This window comes from Phyllobacterium zundukense, assembly GCF_025452195.1.
Classification (GTDB): domain Bacteria; phylum Pseudomonadota; class Alphaproteobacteria; order Rhizobiales; family Rhizobiaceae; genus Phyllobacterium; species Phyllobacterium zundukense_A.
On sequence record NZ_CP104972.1, the window covers coordinates 677,821 to 693,478 of the forward strand.

Annotated in this window: 13 protein-coding genes; 6 read left to right on the forward strand and 7 right to left on the reverse strand. The window is 52.9% G+C overall.

What is annotated here, in order from left to right:
- Positions 1-28: 28 nt before the first annotated feature.
- The 4 genes from N8E88_RS10835 (at position 29) to N8E88_RS10850 (ending at position 4,435) form a co-directional block, all read left to right on the forward strand.
- Positions 29-307 (forward strand): metal/formaldehyde-sensitive transcriptional repressor, encoded by a 279-nt coding sequence (locus N8E88_RS10835; protein WP_262291744.1) that lies wholly within the window; start codon positions 29-31, stop codon positions 305-307.
- A complete protein-coding gene (gene dmeF, locus N8E88_RS10840; RefSeq protein WP_262291745.1) occupies positions 304-1,248 on the forward strand; it encodes a CDF family Co(II)/Ni(II) efflux transporter DmeF in 945 nt (314 codons plus the stop codon). The genes N8E88_RS10835 and dmeF overlap by 4 nt, the downstream gene beginning before the upstream one ends.
- Before the next feature lie 1,030 nt (positions 1,249-2,278).
- Positions 2,279-3,295, forward strand: a complete 1,017-nt coding sequence (locus N8E88_RS10845; protein WP_262291746.1) for an ornithine cyclodeaminase family protein — start codon at positions 2,279-2,281, stop codon at positions 3,293-3,295.
- Positions 3,296-3,451: 156 nt separating this feature from the next.
- Positions 3,452-4,435, forward strand: coding sequence for a threonine/serine dehydratase family protein (locus N8E88_RS10850; protein WP_262291747.1), 984 nt, complete (start codon positions 3,452-3,454; stop codon positions 4,433-4,435).
- 378 nt (positions 4,436-4,813) lie between these two features.
- Here N8E88_RS10850 and N8E88_RS10855 read toward each other — a convergent pair whose 3' ends face one another.
- Positions 4,814-6,139 (reverse strand): NAD(P)/FAD-dependent oxidoreductase, encoded by a 1,326-nt coding sequence (locus N8E88_RS10855; protein ID WP_262291748.1) that lies wholly within the window; start codon positions 6,137-6,139, stop codon positions 4,814-4,816.
- Between the two features lie 236 nt (positions 6,140-6,375).
- Between N8E88_RS10855 and N8E88_RS10860 the strand changes: the two genes are divergently transcribed.
- Positions 6,376-6,852 carry an Lrp/AsnC family transcriptional regulator gene (locus tag N8E88_RS10860; RefSeq protein WP_262291749.1) on the forward strand — a complete coding sequence of 159 codons (477 nt, stop codon included), beginning with the start codon at positions 6,376-6,378 and terminating at the stop codon, positions 6,850-6,852.
- 65 nt (positions 6,853-6,917) lie between these two features.
- Here the strand turns inward: N8E88_RS10860 and N8E88_RS10865 are convergent, their stop codons facing one another.
- The 6 genes from N8E88_RS10865 to N8E88_RS10890 form a co-directional block, all read right to left on the reverse strand.
- On the reverse strand, positions 6,918-8,579 hold the full coding sequence (locus N8E88_RS10865; RefSeq protein ID WP_262291750.1) for an ABC transporter ATP-binding protein: 1,662 nt from the start codon (positions 8,577-8,579) through the stop codon (positions 6,918-6,920).
- Positions 8,579-9,424 (reverse strand): ABC transporter permease, encoded by an 846-nt coding sequence (locus N8E88_RS10870; RefSeq protein ID WP_262291751.1) that lies wholly within the window; start codon positions 9,422-9,424, stop codon positions 8,579-8,581. The genes N8E88_RS10865 and N8E88_RS10870 overlap by 1 nt, the downstream gene beginning before the upstream one ends.
- Positions 9,425-9,435: 11 nt before the next feature.
- Positions 9,436-10,386, reverse strand: a complete 951-nt coding sequence (locus N8E88_RS10875) for an ABC transporter permease (RefSeq protein WP_262292414.1) — start codon at positions 10,384-10,386, stop codon at positions 9,436-9,438.
- 80 nt (positions 10,387-10,466) lie between these two features.
- Positions 10,467-12,077 (reverse strand): ABC transporter substrate-binding protein, encoded by a 1,611-nt coding sequence (locus N8E88_RS10880; protein WP_262291752.1) that lies wholly within the window; start codon positions 12,075-12,077, stop codon positions 10,467-10,469.
- 322 nt (positions 12,078-12,399) lie between these two features.
- Complete coding sequence (locus tag N8E88_RS10885) at positions 12,400-13,776, reverse strand: aspartate aminotransferase family protein (RefSeq protein ID WP_262291753.1); 1,377 nt, start codon at positions 13,774-13,776, stop codon at positions 12,400-12,402.
- A 31-nt stretch (positions 13,777-13,807) separates the two neighbouring features.
- Positions 13,808-14,653, reverse strand: a complete 846-nt coding sequence (locus N8E88_RS10890; protein ID WP_262291754.1) for a GNAT family N-acetyltransferase — start codon at positions 14,651-14,653, stop codon at positions 13,808-13,810.
- A 327-nt stretch (positions 14,654-14,980) separates the two neighbouring features.
- On the opposite strand from N8E88_RS10890, the gene N8E88_RS10895 reads away from it, so the two are divergent.
- On the forward strand, positions 14,981-15,649 hold the full coding sequence (locus N8E88_RS10895) for a haloacid dehalogenase type II (RefSeq protein WP_262291755.1): 669 nt from the start codon (positions 14,981-14,983) through the stop codon (positions 15,647-15,649).
- The last annotated feature ends 9 nt before the right edge of the window (positions 15,650-15,658 follow it).

Below are 15,658 nucleotides of genomic sequence, written 5' to 3' on the forward strand. Positions count from 1 at the left end.
AAGTAAAAATAGGGTAGGGGTCTATATTATGTCGCATACTGCAAAAGAGAAAGCCAAGTTGCTCGGACGCATCCGCCGCCTCAAGGGACAGATGGAGGCGGTGGAGCGAGCCCTGGAAGCCGAGGTGCCCTGCGGCGATATCCTGAATCTTGTCGCGTCAGTGCGGGGTGCGGTGAATGGCCTGATGGGGGAACTAATCGAAGGCCACATACGCATGCACGTCGTCGATCCCGATAAGGATTCGGATGCCGCGCGTGCCCAGGCTAGCGCAGAACTCATCGATGTTGTGAGGAAATATCTCAAATGACCCATGACGATACAACACATGCGCAGACAAGTACTCACGACCACGTTTTCCTTGGCGACAATCACGAGCGCAACGAGCGCCGCACATGGTTGGTCATCGCCTTGACGGCGACAATGATGGTGGCGGAAATTGTGGCAGGAACCGTCTTCGGTTCGATGGCGCTCGTCGCTGACGGCTGGCACATGTCCACGCATGCGGCCGCGATGTTGATCGCGGCGTTGGCTTATCTGTATGCCCGCAAAAATGCTCGCAATCCACGCTTCACTTTCGGGACGGGTAAGTTTGGCGATCTTGCCGCATTCGCCAGTGCCGTCGTGCTTGCCCTGATAGCGCTGTTGATCGGTTGGGAGAGTTTCGTGCGTCTTGCCAATCCCATTCCCATCAGCTTCCCGCAGGCAATCTCCGTCGCTGTGATCGGTCTCACTGTCAACCTCATTTGCGCCTGGCTGCTGCGCGACGACCAGTCTCACCACAGCCATGGACTTGACCATCAATATCATCACCAAGGACATAGTCATGACAACAATCTGCGGGCGGCCTACCTGCACGTCCTCGCCGACGCTTTGACCTCGGTTCTTGCTATTGCCGCCCTTGTTACCGGCAGCATCTATGGCTGGTTGTGGCTGGATCCGGCGGTGGGCATTGTCGGTGCGCTTGTCATCGCCAAATGGTCTTGGGGCCTCATTCGAGATGCGGGCGCGGTGCTCCTGGACTATGTGCCATCCAGCGAAGATTTACCGGAAGAGATCCGCTCCGCGCTTGAAGAAGAAGGCGACGTAATCACTGACCTGCACGTCTGGCAACTTGGTCCCGGACATCACGGGGCCATCGTGTCACTCGTCAGCGAACGTCCGAAGGCGCCGTCATCCTATCGCGAGAAACTCTCTCATATTCATGACCTGTCACATGTAACGATCGAAGTCGAACCAAGGGCTGCTTAAGACCGTCAGCCCCATTTCAATGGTCAAAATGCCGATGAGGACCGGTTTTCAGCGATTTCGATTGGTGCCATAGATTCTACAGTCGCGGATCAACGGAAAATGACGTCTGCTTGAAACTTGTATTGAAAAGACAGCTTCTAGGCCAGCAGCTAAAACTGCGTCTGCGCCGCCAAATATACAAATCGAAACTAACCAACCTGCTCGATCGTACTGGACCTCATTCAGAGAACATTCTGGTTATCAGGGTCGTGTTGTGCTTATCTCCTGAAGTCAGTCTTGCGCAAGCTCTTGAACCGCACTCATTGCAAACGAGGTTTCGTCCTCTCCGAGGCCGACGAGTCGAGATACATCCGGGCCCCCTGGATGACGCCGCGCATATTGTCATACATCACGAAACCAACCGATAATGGCGTTGCCATCGCTAAGATTTTCGTCCGAAATCGACGAACCTGCCACTTGGCGCATAAAAAGGATGGAATAGTCTGCTGTATAGGAACGTCACGTCGCGATCGACGGAACGCCACTCCCGAGATCTATCGATCTTCCCCAAGGTTAAGGAAGGTATGAGGGCGGAAACTGGATTGACTGGATATCCATCTTGAAACCAGCTTCTACACCAGTTGCATCATCCCCCTCCGAATTTTAATCGTTTCCGTCTCGAAAAATCCGAATGGCACCCGCCGTCGAATGACTGCGGCATCATGTTAAAGAGGGTTTTAGCAATAGCTTTCGCAGACGGATCTGGAAACCAATGCAAAGTGTGTATTTGGGGAATACTCGACATTTTCTGCTGCGTGCCCGATGCAATAATGCTCACACGTATTCGGGTAATGCATTCTCGGAGACGTATGAACATGAGCACCAAATCCCGCTTGATCTTCGTGATCACGGTTTTGTCGATCCGGCGGCCCCAGATCAACGTGTCCTACTCAACGTTTGAACATGCGCCTCTCGAGTATATCTGCAGAGTGTCAAGCTTTCGGCCGCGGGCGTATGGCGTAGGTACGAATTAAAAATAGAGAGGTGATGCATGAAAACGCTGCTGCTTAAAAGAGAGGAAGTTAGCAGATTAATCTGCATTAGCGAAGTCATCGGTACGGTGGAAGAGGCATACAAGGCCTTTAACAGCGATCAGGTGGAACAACCTGACTATATCGGGATACATCTCCCCTCGCCTCGTGGGGAAATTGATTTCAAGGTTGGTTATTACAAAGCCAACGAAGTGATCTCTATGAAAGTATCCTCTGGAGGGTTCATCAACAATCCAACAGCACACGGCGTACCCAGTGGCATGGGGACCATCCTGCTACTTGATGCCAGGAGTTGTGCGTTAATTTGCGTTATGGATGGAAGTTTGATCACTGGTCTCAGAACAGGAGCGTCTGGAGCCGTTTCCGTAAAAGCGCTGGCAAGGAAAAATGCAAAAAAAATTACGTCGATCGGGACGGGAAATCAGGCAAGAATGCAAATCCGGATGATCAACGACACTATGAAAATTGAAGAAATTCATGCATGGGACCGTAACCCGGAAACGCTCTCCAAATACAAGACGGATATTGAAAGCGAATTTGGCATTCCTGTAATCATGGCAAACTCCAAAAAAGAAGCGGTTGAGCAGGCCGATATCCTGATTACGACGACCCGCGGAAAAGGGTCGCTTGTGGAACCAGAATGGGTGAAACCCGGTACACACATTGTTGCAATTGGTACAGATCAGCAAGGTAAACAAGAACTGGGTCCAGAGATTTTTAGGAATGCAAAAGTAGTCGTTGACTCAATTGCGCAGTGCACCGAAAAGGGCGAAACGTGGCATCCATTAAATAAAAATATCATCACCAAAGAAGATATCCATGGAGAAATCGGCGAGATATTGCTGGGCAAAAAGCCAGGAAGAGAAAATGATGAAGAAGTTACCATTTTCGACTCCACAGGAATGGCCATACAAGACAATGTAACGTCGATCAAAATTTATCGAAATGCAATAGAAAGAAACATTGGAACTTTCTTCGAGTTCTTTGATAACGATTTTAGAGACTTCGCACAGTAAAGTTGCTCTTAAAATTCCCACCAAGAGGGCCCTGCGTGTGCAGTACACTGCGAGCAAATCCGAAGCTTGGTTCCAAAAAATAAATTTAACATCGATCAAGGCGTCCTCTTATGTTCAGAGGAACGTGATTCTTGAAGTTGAAGGGCGACAGGTAATATGCGCAACTACCCAACAATACAGGACATTCGCGAAGCCCAGAAAAGGCTGGCACCCCTCATCAGGCATACGCCGTTGTTGCGAGCAGAAAAAATAGAGGAAGTTGTTGGTTGTCAGCTATATCTTAAACCTGAAACCTTGCAAATTACTGGCGCATTTAAAATTCGCGGCGCTCTCAACAAGGCACTTTCGCTCCCAAGAGAAGAGATCGCAAACGGCATCATTGCCTCATCGTCGGGCAATCATGCCCAGGGGCTTTCTTACGCGGCAAGGATGCTGGGCGTAAAAGTGATATTGGTACTCCCGGTGACCACGCCAAAAATTAAGATTGCCAATACAAAGGCTTTGGGCGCGGAAGTCATTCTCTTTGATGGGGATACTGCTGCCAGATGGAAGAGGGTCTACGAAATCGCTGAAGAAAACAAATATGCGACTATTCACGGTTTTGAGGACCCCATGGTAATGGCTGGCCAGGGAACAATAGGGTGCGAAATACTGGAGGACTTGGAAGATGTGGATACGGTCATTATTCCCGTCGGCGGCGGAGGCCTTATCTCGGGAATCGCGACGGCTATCAAGGAAACGAAACCATCAGTGCGCGTTATAGGCGCAGAGCCTGCCTTAACACCGAAGTATTTTCACAGCCGGATAAATAAAGAACGTACGTCGTTTCCCTTAAAAGATACCATTGCCGATGGCTTGAGAATAAGTGTTCCGGGTAAAAACCCCTATCCTATAATTGAAAAGTATGTGGATGAGATTATTCTTGTTGACGACGAACATATCATCGCAGGTATGCGTACTCTTGCCAACGATGCAAAATTAATCGCTGAACCGGCCGCCTCGATTGGTATTGGCGCTTTGTTGGCCGGCTCCATAAAAGTCAGACCGGACGAAAAGGTTTGCGCGGTGTTGACTGGAGGGAACTGGGACTTATGCGACCTTGCTGAGATATACAAAGTTGCTGAGAGTAACGAAAGATGAAGACCGGACAGATGTGCATGCGCTCACGGTGACATGCCATGGCAGCGAGCCGGTCTGCCCAGTGCGCCATCTGACACGAAAAGATCCGCCCGATCGTCGACGGTTTCGCGTCATGGCTCATCAAGGAACGGATTCACCAGGCAGAAGACCAAGCTTATAGTCGCGGGTGTTGGCTAACGCACCCGGCAAGAAGCCTGATTTAATCTTCGATCTTCCGCTGATCACTGGCCCGGCAACCGCACTACGCGCTTTATAAGTAGGGCGGTGCGGCCGCCCTTTGGGTGCAAGAATGCTGTCGTGTGATTTTGGGCTTCTCATTCGCTGAAAATCCGCTCTGATGTATCTAGACGGGACGAGCGTTGTAATCGCGAACAACGTCTAGAAATCAGCGACATTTCCCCATGCGCTGCGGTTTAAGCGCTCCGGCCTGTAGGGAGTTGGATCGACTAGCGGTGAACGGCCTGTGATCAGGTCGGCTATCATATGACCGGCACCAGGGCCTATCCCAAAACCATGACCGCTGAATCCAGCTGCAAGAATAAAGCCTGGTACAGCCTCTATTTCTCCGATCGCAGGGACACCATCCGGTGTGCTATCAATATATCCCGCCCAGCGGTGGGCAATCGGAAACTTGGCTAATTCCGGTAATAGTTTCTGCGCTCTTTGATAGGTAAGGCGGATCTGTCCTTCATCAGGCTTCGGGTCAAGAATACGATTCTTTTCCATCGGAGTGATGTCATCGAGCGACCACTTTTTCAACGTTTCATGTCCCTCACACCAGCCGCCAAGCCCACCGGGCGCAAGGCTGCGCCAGCGGCGGATGAACATGGGAACGAACTCGCGGCTGAACCGCAATTGCTGGGGTGTTGTGTCTACTCGCGCCCGCCCGCTGATCGCCAGAGTATATCCTCCATCCATGCGGCGAGTTATCGATACTTGCGATGTGTGTAATGCATCAGGCAAGTCAATCGCCCCGGGCGCGACAGAAAGAATAGAAGCACGAACGGCCGCCTGTGGAAAGCGAATGCCCACCTGGTTACAGAAGGACGAAGCCCACGCGCCACCAGCCATTACCACCGTCTTGGTGCGGATCACTCCGGCTTCTGTGACCACGCCGGTCACCCGTCCTGCACTCAGTTCCAAACCGCGGGCCGCGCAATTCTGATGCACTGTGCCTCCAGCCGCCATGATGCCCCTTGCAACAACCGGAACGGCTCTCGACGGATCAGCGACTCCGTCAGTTGGCGAGAAGACACCACCTTTCCATAAGTTTGCCGTTGTTGTGCTGCGTTCGGCAGCTTCTGCCGCGCTCAGCATATGTGTCTCGACACCAACAGTTTTTGCAAAATCACGCCATTTCGCCCAGCTGGCTATTTCAGCTTCATCCTGCGAAAGATAGAGCAGCCCGCATCTGCGAAAACCCGTATCCTCGCCGGTTTCCTCAGCAATCTTATCCCACAACTCAAGACTTCTAGTGGCCATCGGCAGTTCTCGCGCATCGCGGTTCTGTTGACGACACCAGCCCCAGTTGCGGCTCGACTGCTCGGCAGCAATTCTTCCCTTTTCTAAGAGGGCAACCTTCACACCGCTGCGGGCAAGGTAATAGGCTGTAAATACACCAATAACGCCGCCGCCTATGACGACAACATCCGCCTCTGCGGGTAAAGTCGCGCTGGTCTCAATATGCAATAGGGGCGCAGGCATGGGTACAACTCCCGGTGTTTCTGCATCCTAACGCGGTGAGCGCCGAGTCATGCTTCGGAGTTTGATCTTAAACAGAATTTCCTGTGGTTTGGCGTGCCTTTAGCAGGCGATTATTGCATGCAATCAAGGCCTGCATCGCACCTGAACTGAATATCATAAAACGGCCTGAAGCGATTGCAGCATAGAATGAAAAAGACGATATTCTTTTCTCACAGTACTAACTGATTGGTATCTCCATGAAGCTGGACAAAATAGATATTAAAATTCTATCCCAGATGCAAAAGAACGGACGGATCACCAATGTCGAGCTTGCCGAACTCGTCAATCTTTCTCCCAGTCCCTGCCTGATGCGGGTAAAGAGGCTCCAGTCAGAAGGCTATATCACGGGTTATTCAGCGCAGATCGACGTTTCAAAACTTGGTCAGACACTGACGGTATTCACCGAGATCACGCTAAAGAACCATCGCCAGACCGACTTTGCACGATTTCTTACCACGGTCGCAAAGGTCGATTCGGTCATCGAGTGTCACCTGGTTTCCGGTGGTTACGATTACCTTATGAAATTCGTCACCCCGGGGATCGTTGAATATCAGACCATTATGGAACGTCTCATCGACATGGATATCGGCATAGACAAATATTTCAGTTTTGTCGTGCTCAAATCCCCTATTGTGAAAGCTCATCTTCCCTTGGATGCGATCTTCACTGAGTAGATGGAAACCGTCAAAGGCGGCTATTGCAACATCGTTTGCCTCTGCTCGAAATCTGCCACGGTATATCAGTTTCTGGTAAACTCCCGCACCAGGTCGGGATCCTGTTCCAGACTGTCCAACCAGCGCGGGTCTAGCTTAGGTACTGAAGAAAACAGGAGCCGCGAATAAGGATGGCTCGCGCTGCTGCCCATCATGCCCGGGCTCAATTGTTCGACCTTCCTCCCCGCATACATGACCACGACTTCATCGCAAATGGCCCGGACGGTGGAGAGATCGTGGCTGATAAAAAGATAGGATAAATTAAGTTCACGCTGCAATTCCTTCAGGAGATCGATGATCGCTGCTGCAACAACGGTGTCGAGGGCGGATGTGATTTCATCGCAAAGAATAAGTTTGGGATCCGCCGCCAGCGCGCGCGCCAGGTTGACACGCTGCTTTTGACCACCCGATAATTCGCCGGGACGCCGATAACGCAGAGTTCGTGGAAGGCGCACCATATCGAGAAGCTGATCAATTCGCGCTTCACGGCTTTTTCTGTCCATCCCATGATAGAACGACAGCGGACGAGCCAGGATTTCAGCAGTGGATTTGAACGGATTAAGCGCCGTATCCGCAGACTGGAAAACAATTTGTAGTTCGCGCAACTGATCGCGGCTGCGCCTGCGCAAGTCGCTCGGCATCTCCGCACCGTCAAAGTGTATCTGGCCGCGAGCAGCAGGCAAAATGCCCGCGATGACGCGTGCAAGCGTAGATTTTCCGCAGCCGGATTCACCAATAATGCCCAGGTTCCTGCCTCGCGCGAGTTGCAGGCTGACATTATCGACGGCGATCATCGCAGGATCACCTGAACCTCCAACCATGCCATAGCCCGCAACGACATTGTCGACCACCAGAAGTGGTGCTGGCTTCTCGACCTCGACCATTTTCGGGCGTGCATACAGGGCTGGTTCAAATGCGGCCACAAGTTCCTTGGTATAAGGGTGCTGCGGGTTGTGAAGAATATCGCGGGTACTGCCGGCTTCCTGCACTTCGCCGTTTTTCAGAACGACAATGCGGTCGGCAATCTGGGCAACAACCGCCAGATCGTGGGAGACGTATACACCGGAAATGCCGTGCTTTTTCATGACTGACTTGAACGCGCGCAGAACCTCAATCTGGGTCGTCACGTCAAGTGCCGTCGTTGGCTCGTCAAAAATCACCAGCCTCGGGTCACCGATCAGCGCCATCGCCGCTGAAAGCCTCTGCAGTTGCCCGCCTGATACCTGATGGGGGTACCGATCACCAATCGTATCGGGGTTTGGCAGTGCTAGCGCCTTGAACAGGGCAATCGCCTTTTTGCGCGCCTGGTTCATCGGCATAAGGTGATGGATTTTCGCCACTTCGATGACCTGTTCCATGATCCGATGCGCGGGATTGAAGGACGCCGCCGCACTTTGAGGAACGTAGGAGACTTCCGTGCCACGCTTTCGTGCTCTTTGCCGCTCCGAAAGATTGACTATATCCTGTCCGCCTATGGCTATAGTGCCGCTCACGATTCGACAGCCGGGTCGCGTGTAACCCATCAGGGAGAGCGCAATCGTCGTTTTGCCCGAACCGCTCTCGCCGATAAGCGCTACGATTTCGCCTCCTGCAATATCAAAACTGACGTCCCTGATGATTTCCACCTTGCGCCCGGAATCGGTCTTTGCATCCACGCGCAGATTGCTGACCTCTACAATATTGCCCATTACTCGCTCCGATCGCGGATCTTGTGAGGAAGATTATCGATCAGCAGATTGACGCTGATCGTAAGGCTCGCAATGGCAATAGAGGGCAACACCACGGCGGGTGCTGCAAAGGTTAGCCCACCGATATTTTCCTTGACCAAAGCACCCCAGTCAGCAAAAGGCGGTTGCACGCCCAGTCCCAGGAAAGACATGCTTGACAGAAGCAGGACGATGAAGACAAAACGCAAGCCAAAATCGGCGAGCACAGGGCGAATAATCCCGGGCAGAATTTCCGAGCGGATCAGATAGCCCATCTTTTCGCCACGCGCTCTTGCAACGGTAATGTAGTCCATCGCATTGATGTTGATTGCCAATGCACGCGCAAAGCGATAACTGCCAGGCGTGTAAATAACCGCCATAGTCGCGATCAAAATCGGAATGGACGAACCTACGCCGGCTACAATTACCAAAGCCAGAATCTTGCTTGGGATTGAGGTCAGCGCATCCAGAAAGCGGCTGAGGGCAGAATCGAACCAGCCACCGACCACGGCGGCCATCATCCCCAAAAAAACGCCAGCAAAGCAGGCCAGAAAAACAGCCGCAAGTGAAATCCCGACCGTGAACCGTGCCCCGTAGATAATGCGCGAGAGCATGTCTCGTCCAAGATAGTCGGTGCCGAGCGGGAACTGGGCGCTTGTGGGGCCGAAGAAATCGAAATCGACGATCTCACCAACCGGATGCGGCGCAATCCATGGAGCCAATACGGCGACAAGGGCCCAGGCCAGAACGATGAGGAAAGAAATGGCGCCAACCAGATTGATCCGGTATCCGAAGTATGCAGACCTTGTTGCCTGTTGATTTGTCATGGGGGACATTGCTATCGAAGCCTCGGGTTGGAGACGATGGCAATCAGATCCGCTATCGTGATAAGCAGGAGATAACCAAAGCAAAAGATCATCGCGCAGGTTTGAATCAAGGGCAGGTCGCGCGTTGCCACTGCATCGAGCATCAGCTTGGCAATGCCGGGATAGTTGAAGATGGTTTCCACAATGATGACGCCGCCAAGCAGGTAGGAAAGCGAAAGCGCGACGGCGTTGACGATAGGCCCCAGCGCATTGGGCAGCGCATGGACGATTACCATCCGGAACCGCGAGGCGCCTTTGAGCAAGGCCATTTCCACATAGGACGTATCCAGCGTTTCCAGAACCGCGGCCCGTGTCATGCGGATCATCTGCGCGGAAATCACAAAACTCAATGTAATGACCGGCATGGCGAATACCTTCAACAGGCCGGAAAGCGACGTGACCTCATTGGCCATGGAGAGTGCGGGTAGCCAGCCGAGATAGACCGCGAAAACGATGACTGCGATTGTTGCCACCATGAATTCTGGCACGGAAATCACCGCAATTGTAATGATCGAGACAGCGCGGTCATAGAAAGTGCCGCGCATGATAGCGGCAGTAATACCGAGAAACAGTGCAACTGGAACCGAAATGGCAGCTGTGACGCTAGCAAGCTTGAGCGAGTTCACCAATCTCCCGCCGATCAGATCAGCGATGGGAACATTGTTGACATAAGATACCCCCAGTTCGCCCCTCAACAGGTGTCCGAGCCAGTAAAGGAAGCGAAAAAATGCGGGCTGATCAAGATTCATCGCATGACGAAGTCCGGCGACCGCTTCTGGAGTAGCCGCCTGCCCCAGCAAGATTTCTGCCACATCACCCGGCAGCATCTCGGTCGCAAAGAAAATCGTGAACGCGACAATGAGAAGCGTAACGACTGCAACTACCAGGCGCTTGATGATAATATTGAGCAATGGGGACTTCATGATCATGCACCAGTCCGCAACTTGGGGAAAATATCGCCCGGACAAAGTCAGTGATTTGCCCGGGCCAAACAAAGAAATAGTCAGGCTTCCAGCCAGGCGTGCTCGGCAAATGTGTAGCCCATCATGCCGCCGAGCGGATTTGGCTCAAGGCCCTGCAGTTTTGGCGAAATCGCGTCAACATTCGACATGAACACAGGAATGACAGTCCCTGCTTCGTTGGAAATCAAGGCCTGCATCTCGCCGTAGATTTCCTGGCGTTTCGCTTCGTCCAACATACCGCGCGCCTCAAGCAGCATAGAATCGAACTTATCAGACTTGTACTGGCTTTCGTTCCAGGGCGCGTCCGACTTATAGAGCAGCGAGAAAAGAATGTCGGGAGTTGGACGTGCATTGATATTGCCATAGTGCACGGCGTCTTTTAGCCAATGGTTCGACCAATATCCATCCGAGGGCACGCGATCGATAACAACCTTCTGGCCTATGGATGAAGCTGCCTGCTGCAGTACCATCGCATAATCGAGCGATGAAGAGGCAGCTTCCGCTGCGGTGATATGAATTTCCTGACCGAGCACGCCGGCCTTTTCAAGCAATGATTTGGCGCGCTCTGGGTCGTACTCGCGCTGTTTGAGTTCGGCGTTGAAGTATTTGTTGGTATTCGGAATGGGATGATCGTTTGCAATTTCCGCCAGTCCACGCAACACCGATTTCTGGATAACTTCGCGATTGGTGAGATATTTGAAAGCTTCCGCAACGCCAGCCTTGTTGCCGGGCGCCATATCAAGCCGCACATTCAGATTGGTGTAGGTGCCCAGCTTGGAAATGAAGAGTTTTGCCGCCGGATTGTTCTCAAGAACCCGCAGCGAGCGCGGATTGAGGTTGGCAGCCAGTTGAATGTCGCCCGAGAGGACCGCGTTCATGCGGGCGGATTCGTCTGAAATTGCGAAGAACTCGAAGGAATCAAGATAGGGACCGTTGTCTTTCCAATAGTTCTCATTGCGCGATGCCATCGAACGAACGCCGGGCTGAAACTCCTTGCAGACGAACGGCCCCGTGCCGTTTCCCTTGGAGAAGTCAGTCGTGCCGTTGGCCACGATCATGAAATGGTGCATCGCAAGAATGGTCGGAAGGTCTGCGTTTGCGCTTTCCAGCGTAATCTCAACGGTCGTGTCATTGATCTTCTTTGCGTCGGTAATCTGTTTGGCCAGCGCATTGACTTTGGACCCGACGGCCGGATCAAGGTGGCGCTTTAGCGAAAAGACGACGTCATCAGCAGTGAGTGACTTGCCGTCATGAAAAGTCACACCCTTGCGCAGCTTGACAGTCCAGGCCTTGGCATCAGCGGTCTCAATACTCTCCGCGAGTTCCATCTGGGTCTGGCCTTGGCCATCAAGAAAGGTCAGGCGGTTGTAAAACGCGCAGCAACGAACGTAATCCGTCGCATTTGATGCCTTGGCGGGATCAAGCGTATCTGCAGTGGATGTGCTGAAACCCGCGGCCTTGATAAAGCCGCCTTTCACAGGGGTTGCTGCCAGTGCAGAAGTAGCACGCGCGAAAACAGAAGCACCGGCTACTGCTGCCACACCGCCCATCATCATCATTTGGAGCAGTTCGCGTCGGTTCGCTCCGCGGCCAATTGCATTTTCAATCATCCGGTGGTCGGAAGAAGTCCAGTTGGTTATCTTCTCGCTCATTGCAGTTCCCCTTGTTGGTTGTGTCGGGCGCCGGCTTATGGTCACCGGTTACACCAATCTTTCAGATGGTCAGTTGTTAAAAATACCTCTTGCAGTGTCGGCCAACGCAGCTTGTGCGTATCAAAGGAGAGTCCAGCAGCTGCGGGAATAATTGTCGATACATCCCAGCGCGATCCATTGGATCTGACCTTTAACAGCTATGGCAGTGTGTTACGGAGGTGCGCATAAATTGCGCTGAATCGGTCCGGAACGGCAGCATAAAATTGCGAATTTCGGGGATTCACGAAATCCATAGCATCATCTCCTACTGTTTCTCGTTCTCTCATCCCTTCATTTCCGCGCGCACATCATTATCCGCCAGCGTTTGGTCCAGCGTGAGGCGAGTGCGCTCGATAATGGCATCAATGTCTTCATCCGTGCAGCAAAGCGGCGGTGCATAGCCCAGCACACCATTGGCAAAGGCGCGAATGACAAGGCCATTGTCCCAGGCGCGGTCAAAAATACGCCGTGCTGGATCGGCAGTTGCCGGCAGCGGCGTTTTGCGTTCCTTGTCGGTCACCAATTCGATTGCGGCCAGCATGCCACGCCCGCGCACATCGCCGACCAGCGGATGATCAACAAGTGATCGGAGCCCGGCTAGCAAACGCTTTCCTGCCTTGCGGCCATTGTCGAGCAACCCGGCCTCATAAAGGCGCAGACATTCAAGACCAACCGCAGCACTGACCGGATGCGCTGAATAGGTATAGCCGTGGCCAACTGCTGCTTTACCCGCACCATCCGCAATCGTAGAATAGATGTGCTCCGACATTAAGACGGCACCCATTGGCATATAGCCGGACGTCAAGCCTTTGGCAGTGGTGATGAAGTCCGGTACGACACCGTCTTCCTCACAGGCGAAAAGCGGACCTGTACGACCAAACGCGGTGATGACCTCATCGGCGACGAAAAGGACATCGTGCTCCTTGCACACTGCATGCATCGCCTTTAGCCAGCCAGTTGGTGGCACTAGAACACCGCCTGAACCCTGAATAGGTTCGACATAGAAAGCAGCTACACGTTCCGCGCCAAGTTCTTCAATTTTCGCACGCAGCGCCGCAACCGAGGCATTTATAATTGCCTGGGGATCCGGGCCGACAGGGTTGCGATAAGCATAATGCGAGGGGATTTTGTGCTGCCAGTCATAAGGCACCCCGAAGCCCACATGGAATGCTGCAAGGGCGGTCAAGCCCGAACCTGCTGTAGAGGAACCATGGTAGCCATATTCAACCGAGATAAACTGGTCTTTCTGCGGTATGCCCCTGGCATGATAGTAATAGCGAATAAAGCGGATCGTGCTGTCGATCGCATCAGAACCGCCCAGCGTAAAATAGACATGATTGAGATCGCCTGGTGCGCGGTCAGCCAGTTCGGCCGCGAGACGAATGCCCGGTTCTGATCCCAAACCAAAATAGCCCGTAGCGTAGGGAAGCTCGCGCAACTGCTTCGTGGCCGCCTCGACGATGCTGTCCTGACCATAACCGGCATTGACACACCAAAGGCCCGCGAAGCCATCGAGCAGGGTGTGGCCGGAGGCATCAGTGACCGTAGCCCCTTTGCCCGACTTCAAAATACGCACACCCGCAGCTTCGTGGCTGCGATAGGACGAAACCGGATGCACCAGATGGGCGCGATCAAATTCGATCAAGGAATTGCTCAGCATGATATTCTCCAATCAACTAGTCTTTTGCGGCTCAACCCAGTGCCTGATTTACAAGGGCATAGGTTCGATATGGCGACGCGATTCTGTTTTCTTGCTGGATGTTTGCGGCTCGGCGCATGGATATACCGCCACCAACATGGTCGAGCCCGCGTTGAGCTAGCCATTTCGCCAGATTTGTCGAGATGTGCGTGTCGACGCGGACAAACTCCCCCATGTGGTGTGAGAGCAGGAAACCGATCAGCGCCCGTGCGTCGGTGTCGTTGCTCGCAACAACCGGGCCGATAGCAAACCCGCGTCCAAATGCGCGGATTGCTGCAAATGCATTCACCGCACCATCAGTGCGAACGACTGCAAATTGGGCCCGTTCAACCAGAAGCCGCATGAGTTCACAACGGTCATGTCCCGCTGCCAACCGATCCAGAACAATGAAATGAGCGAAATCTTCAGGCGTTGCCCACGATACATTGTCCGGCGCGTCCACCCCCGATACCGCACCCTGATGCTGAACGATCTCGCCAGTCGCGACGAAGCCGAGCTTCTCATAAAGAGGCAGCCCCTCCTGCGTTGCAATCAGAAGGCAGATGCGTTTATCAGCAGCTTCGAGAGCGGTCTGCATCAGCTTGCGGCCCAACCCGCGTCCGCGCATGCTCTCATCGACGATAACCATATTGATGGTCGCGGTATCGCCACCGAAAAGCGTGGTCATTGCGGTCCCAACCACACGGCCGTCTTCAAGCGCGACCACGCCATTGCTCAAAGCCAGTACCAGCGCCCAATCTTCGCGGCGATGCGGCCAACCTGCTTGAGCAGACAGGGCAACAGCTTCACCGAGATGGTCTTGCGTCATTGTTCCAAAAATAATTTGTGATGCGTTCATAGCTGGTTCCGGCATGGTTCGTCATAGACTCAGATTAAGATGCCTTAAGCAGCAGTTCATCCCGACCGGTATGTTTAGGCAGAGCGTTTTCACTGTCCTTTTGCACTGCCGCCGCATGTTATGCCGTGACCATGGCCAAACCGCTGCCGAACTCAGCTGCAAAGCTCCCATCGACAATCACCCGACAAAACTCTCTGCCAAAGCTTTGACCGGATACGAAACAATCTGCTTTGTGCCGATATGAATGCAGTGATTAGTCCGTTCACCACTCATTATGATGCTTGTGAACGGCACAGCCGTGCCTGCAATGCTTAGGAGGATCAGAGCATGACCCAATTTAGACCGAAATACATTACTTTCGATTGCTACGGTACGCTGACCAATTTCCAAATGGCGGAAGCCGCGCGCGACCTCTATTGCGACGAGGTTGACGAAGAACGCATGCAGCAGTTTGTAAAGGATTTTGCCGCCTATCGCTTGGACGAAATCCTCGGCGAGTGGAAACCTTACAGTGAAGTCGTTCACAATGCGATTGAACGGACCTGCAAGAAAAACCGTGTCAGATTCCATGAAGAAGACGCACGCAAGGTCTATGAGAAGGTTCCGACCTGGGGTCCGCACCCGGACGTACCAGCGGGTCTTGCCACGGTCGCGAAGGAAATTCCCCTCGTCATTCTTTCAAATGCAATGAATGAACAAATCCACTCGAACGTTGAAAAGCTCGGCGCTCCGTTCCATGCTGTTTACACTGCACAACAGGCACAAGCGTACAAACCGCGCTTGAGGGCTTTCGAATATATGCTGGATCAGCTCAACGCCGGTCCGGAAGACATTCTTCATGTTTCCTCATCATTTCGTTATGATTTGATGTCGGCTCATGATTTAGGCATCAAGAACAAGATCTGGGTCAATCGCGGCCATGAGCCTGCGAATCCCTATTACGGCTATACCGAAATCAAGGGCATCTCCGGTTTGGCCGGCGCCCTCGGGCTTTAGAGCGCGCGG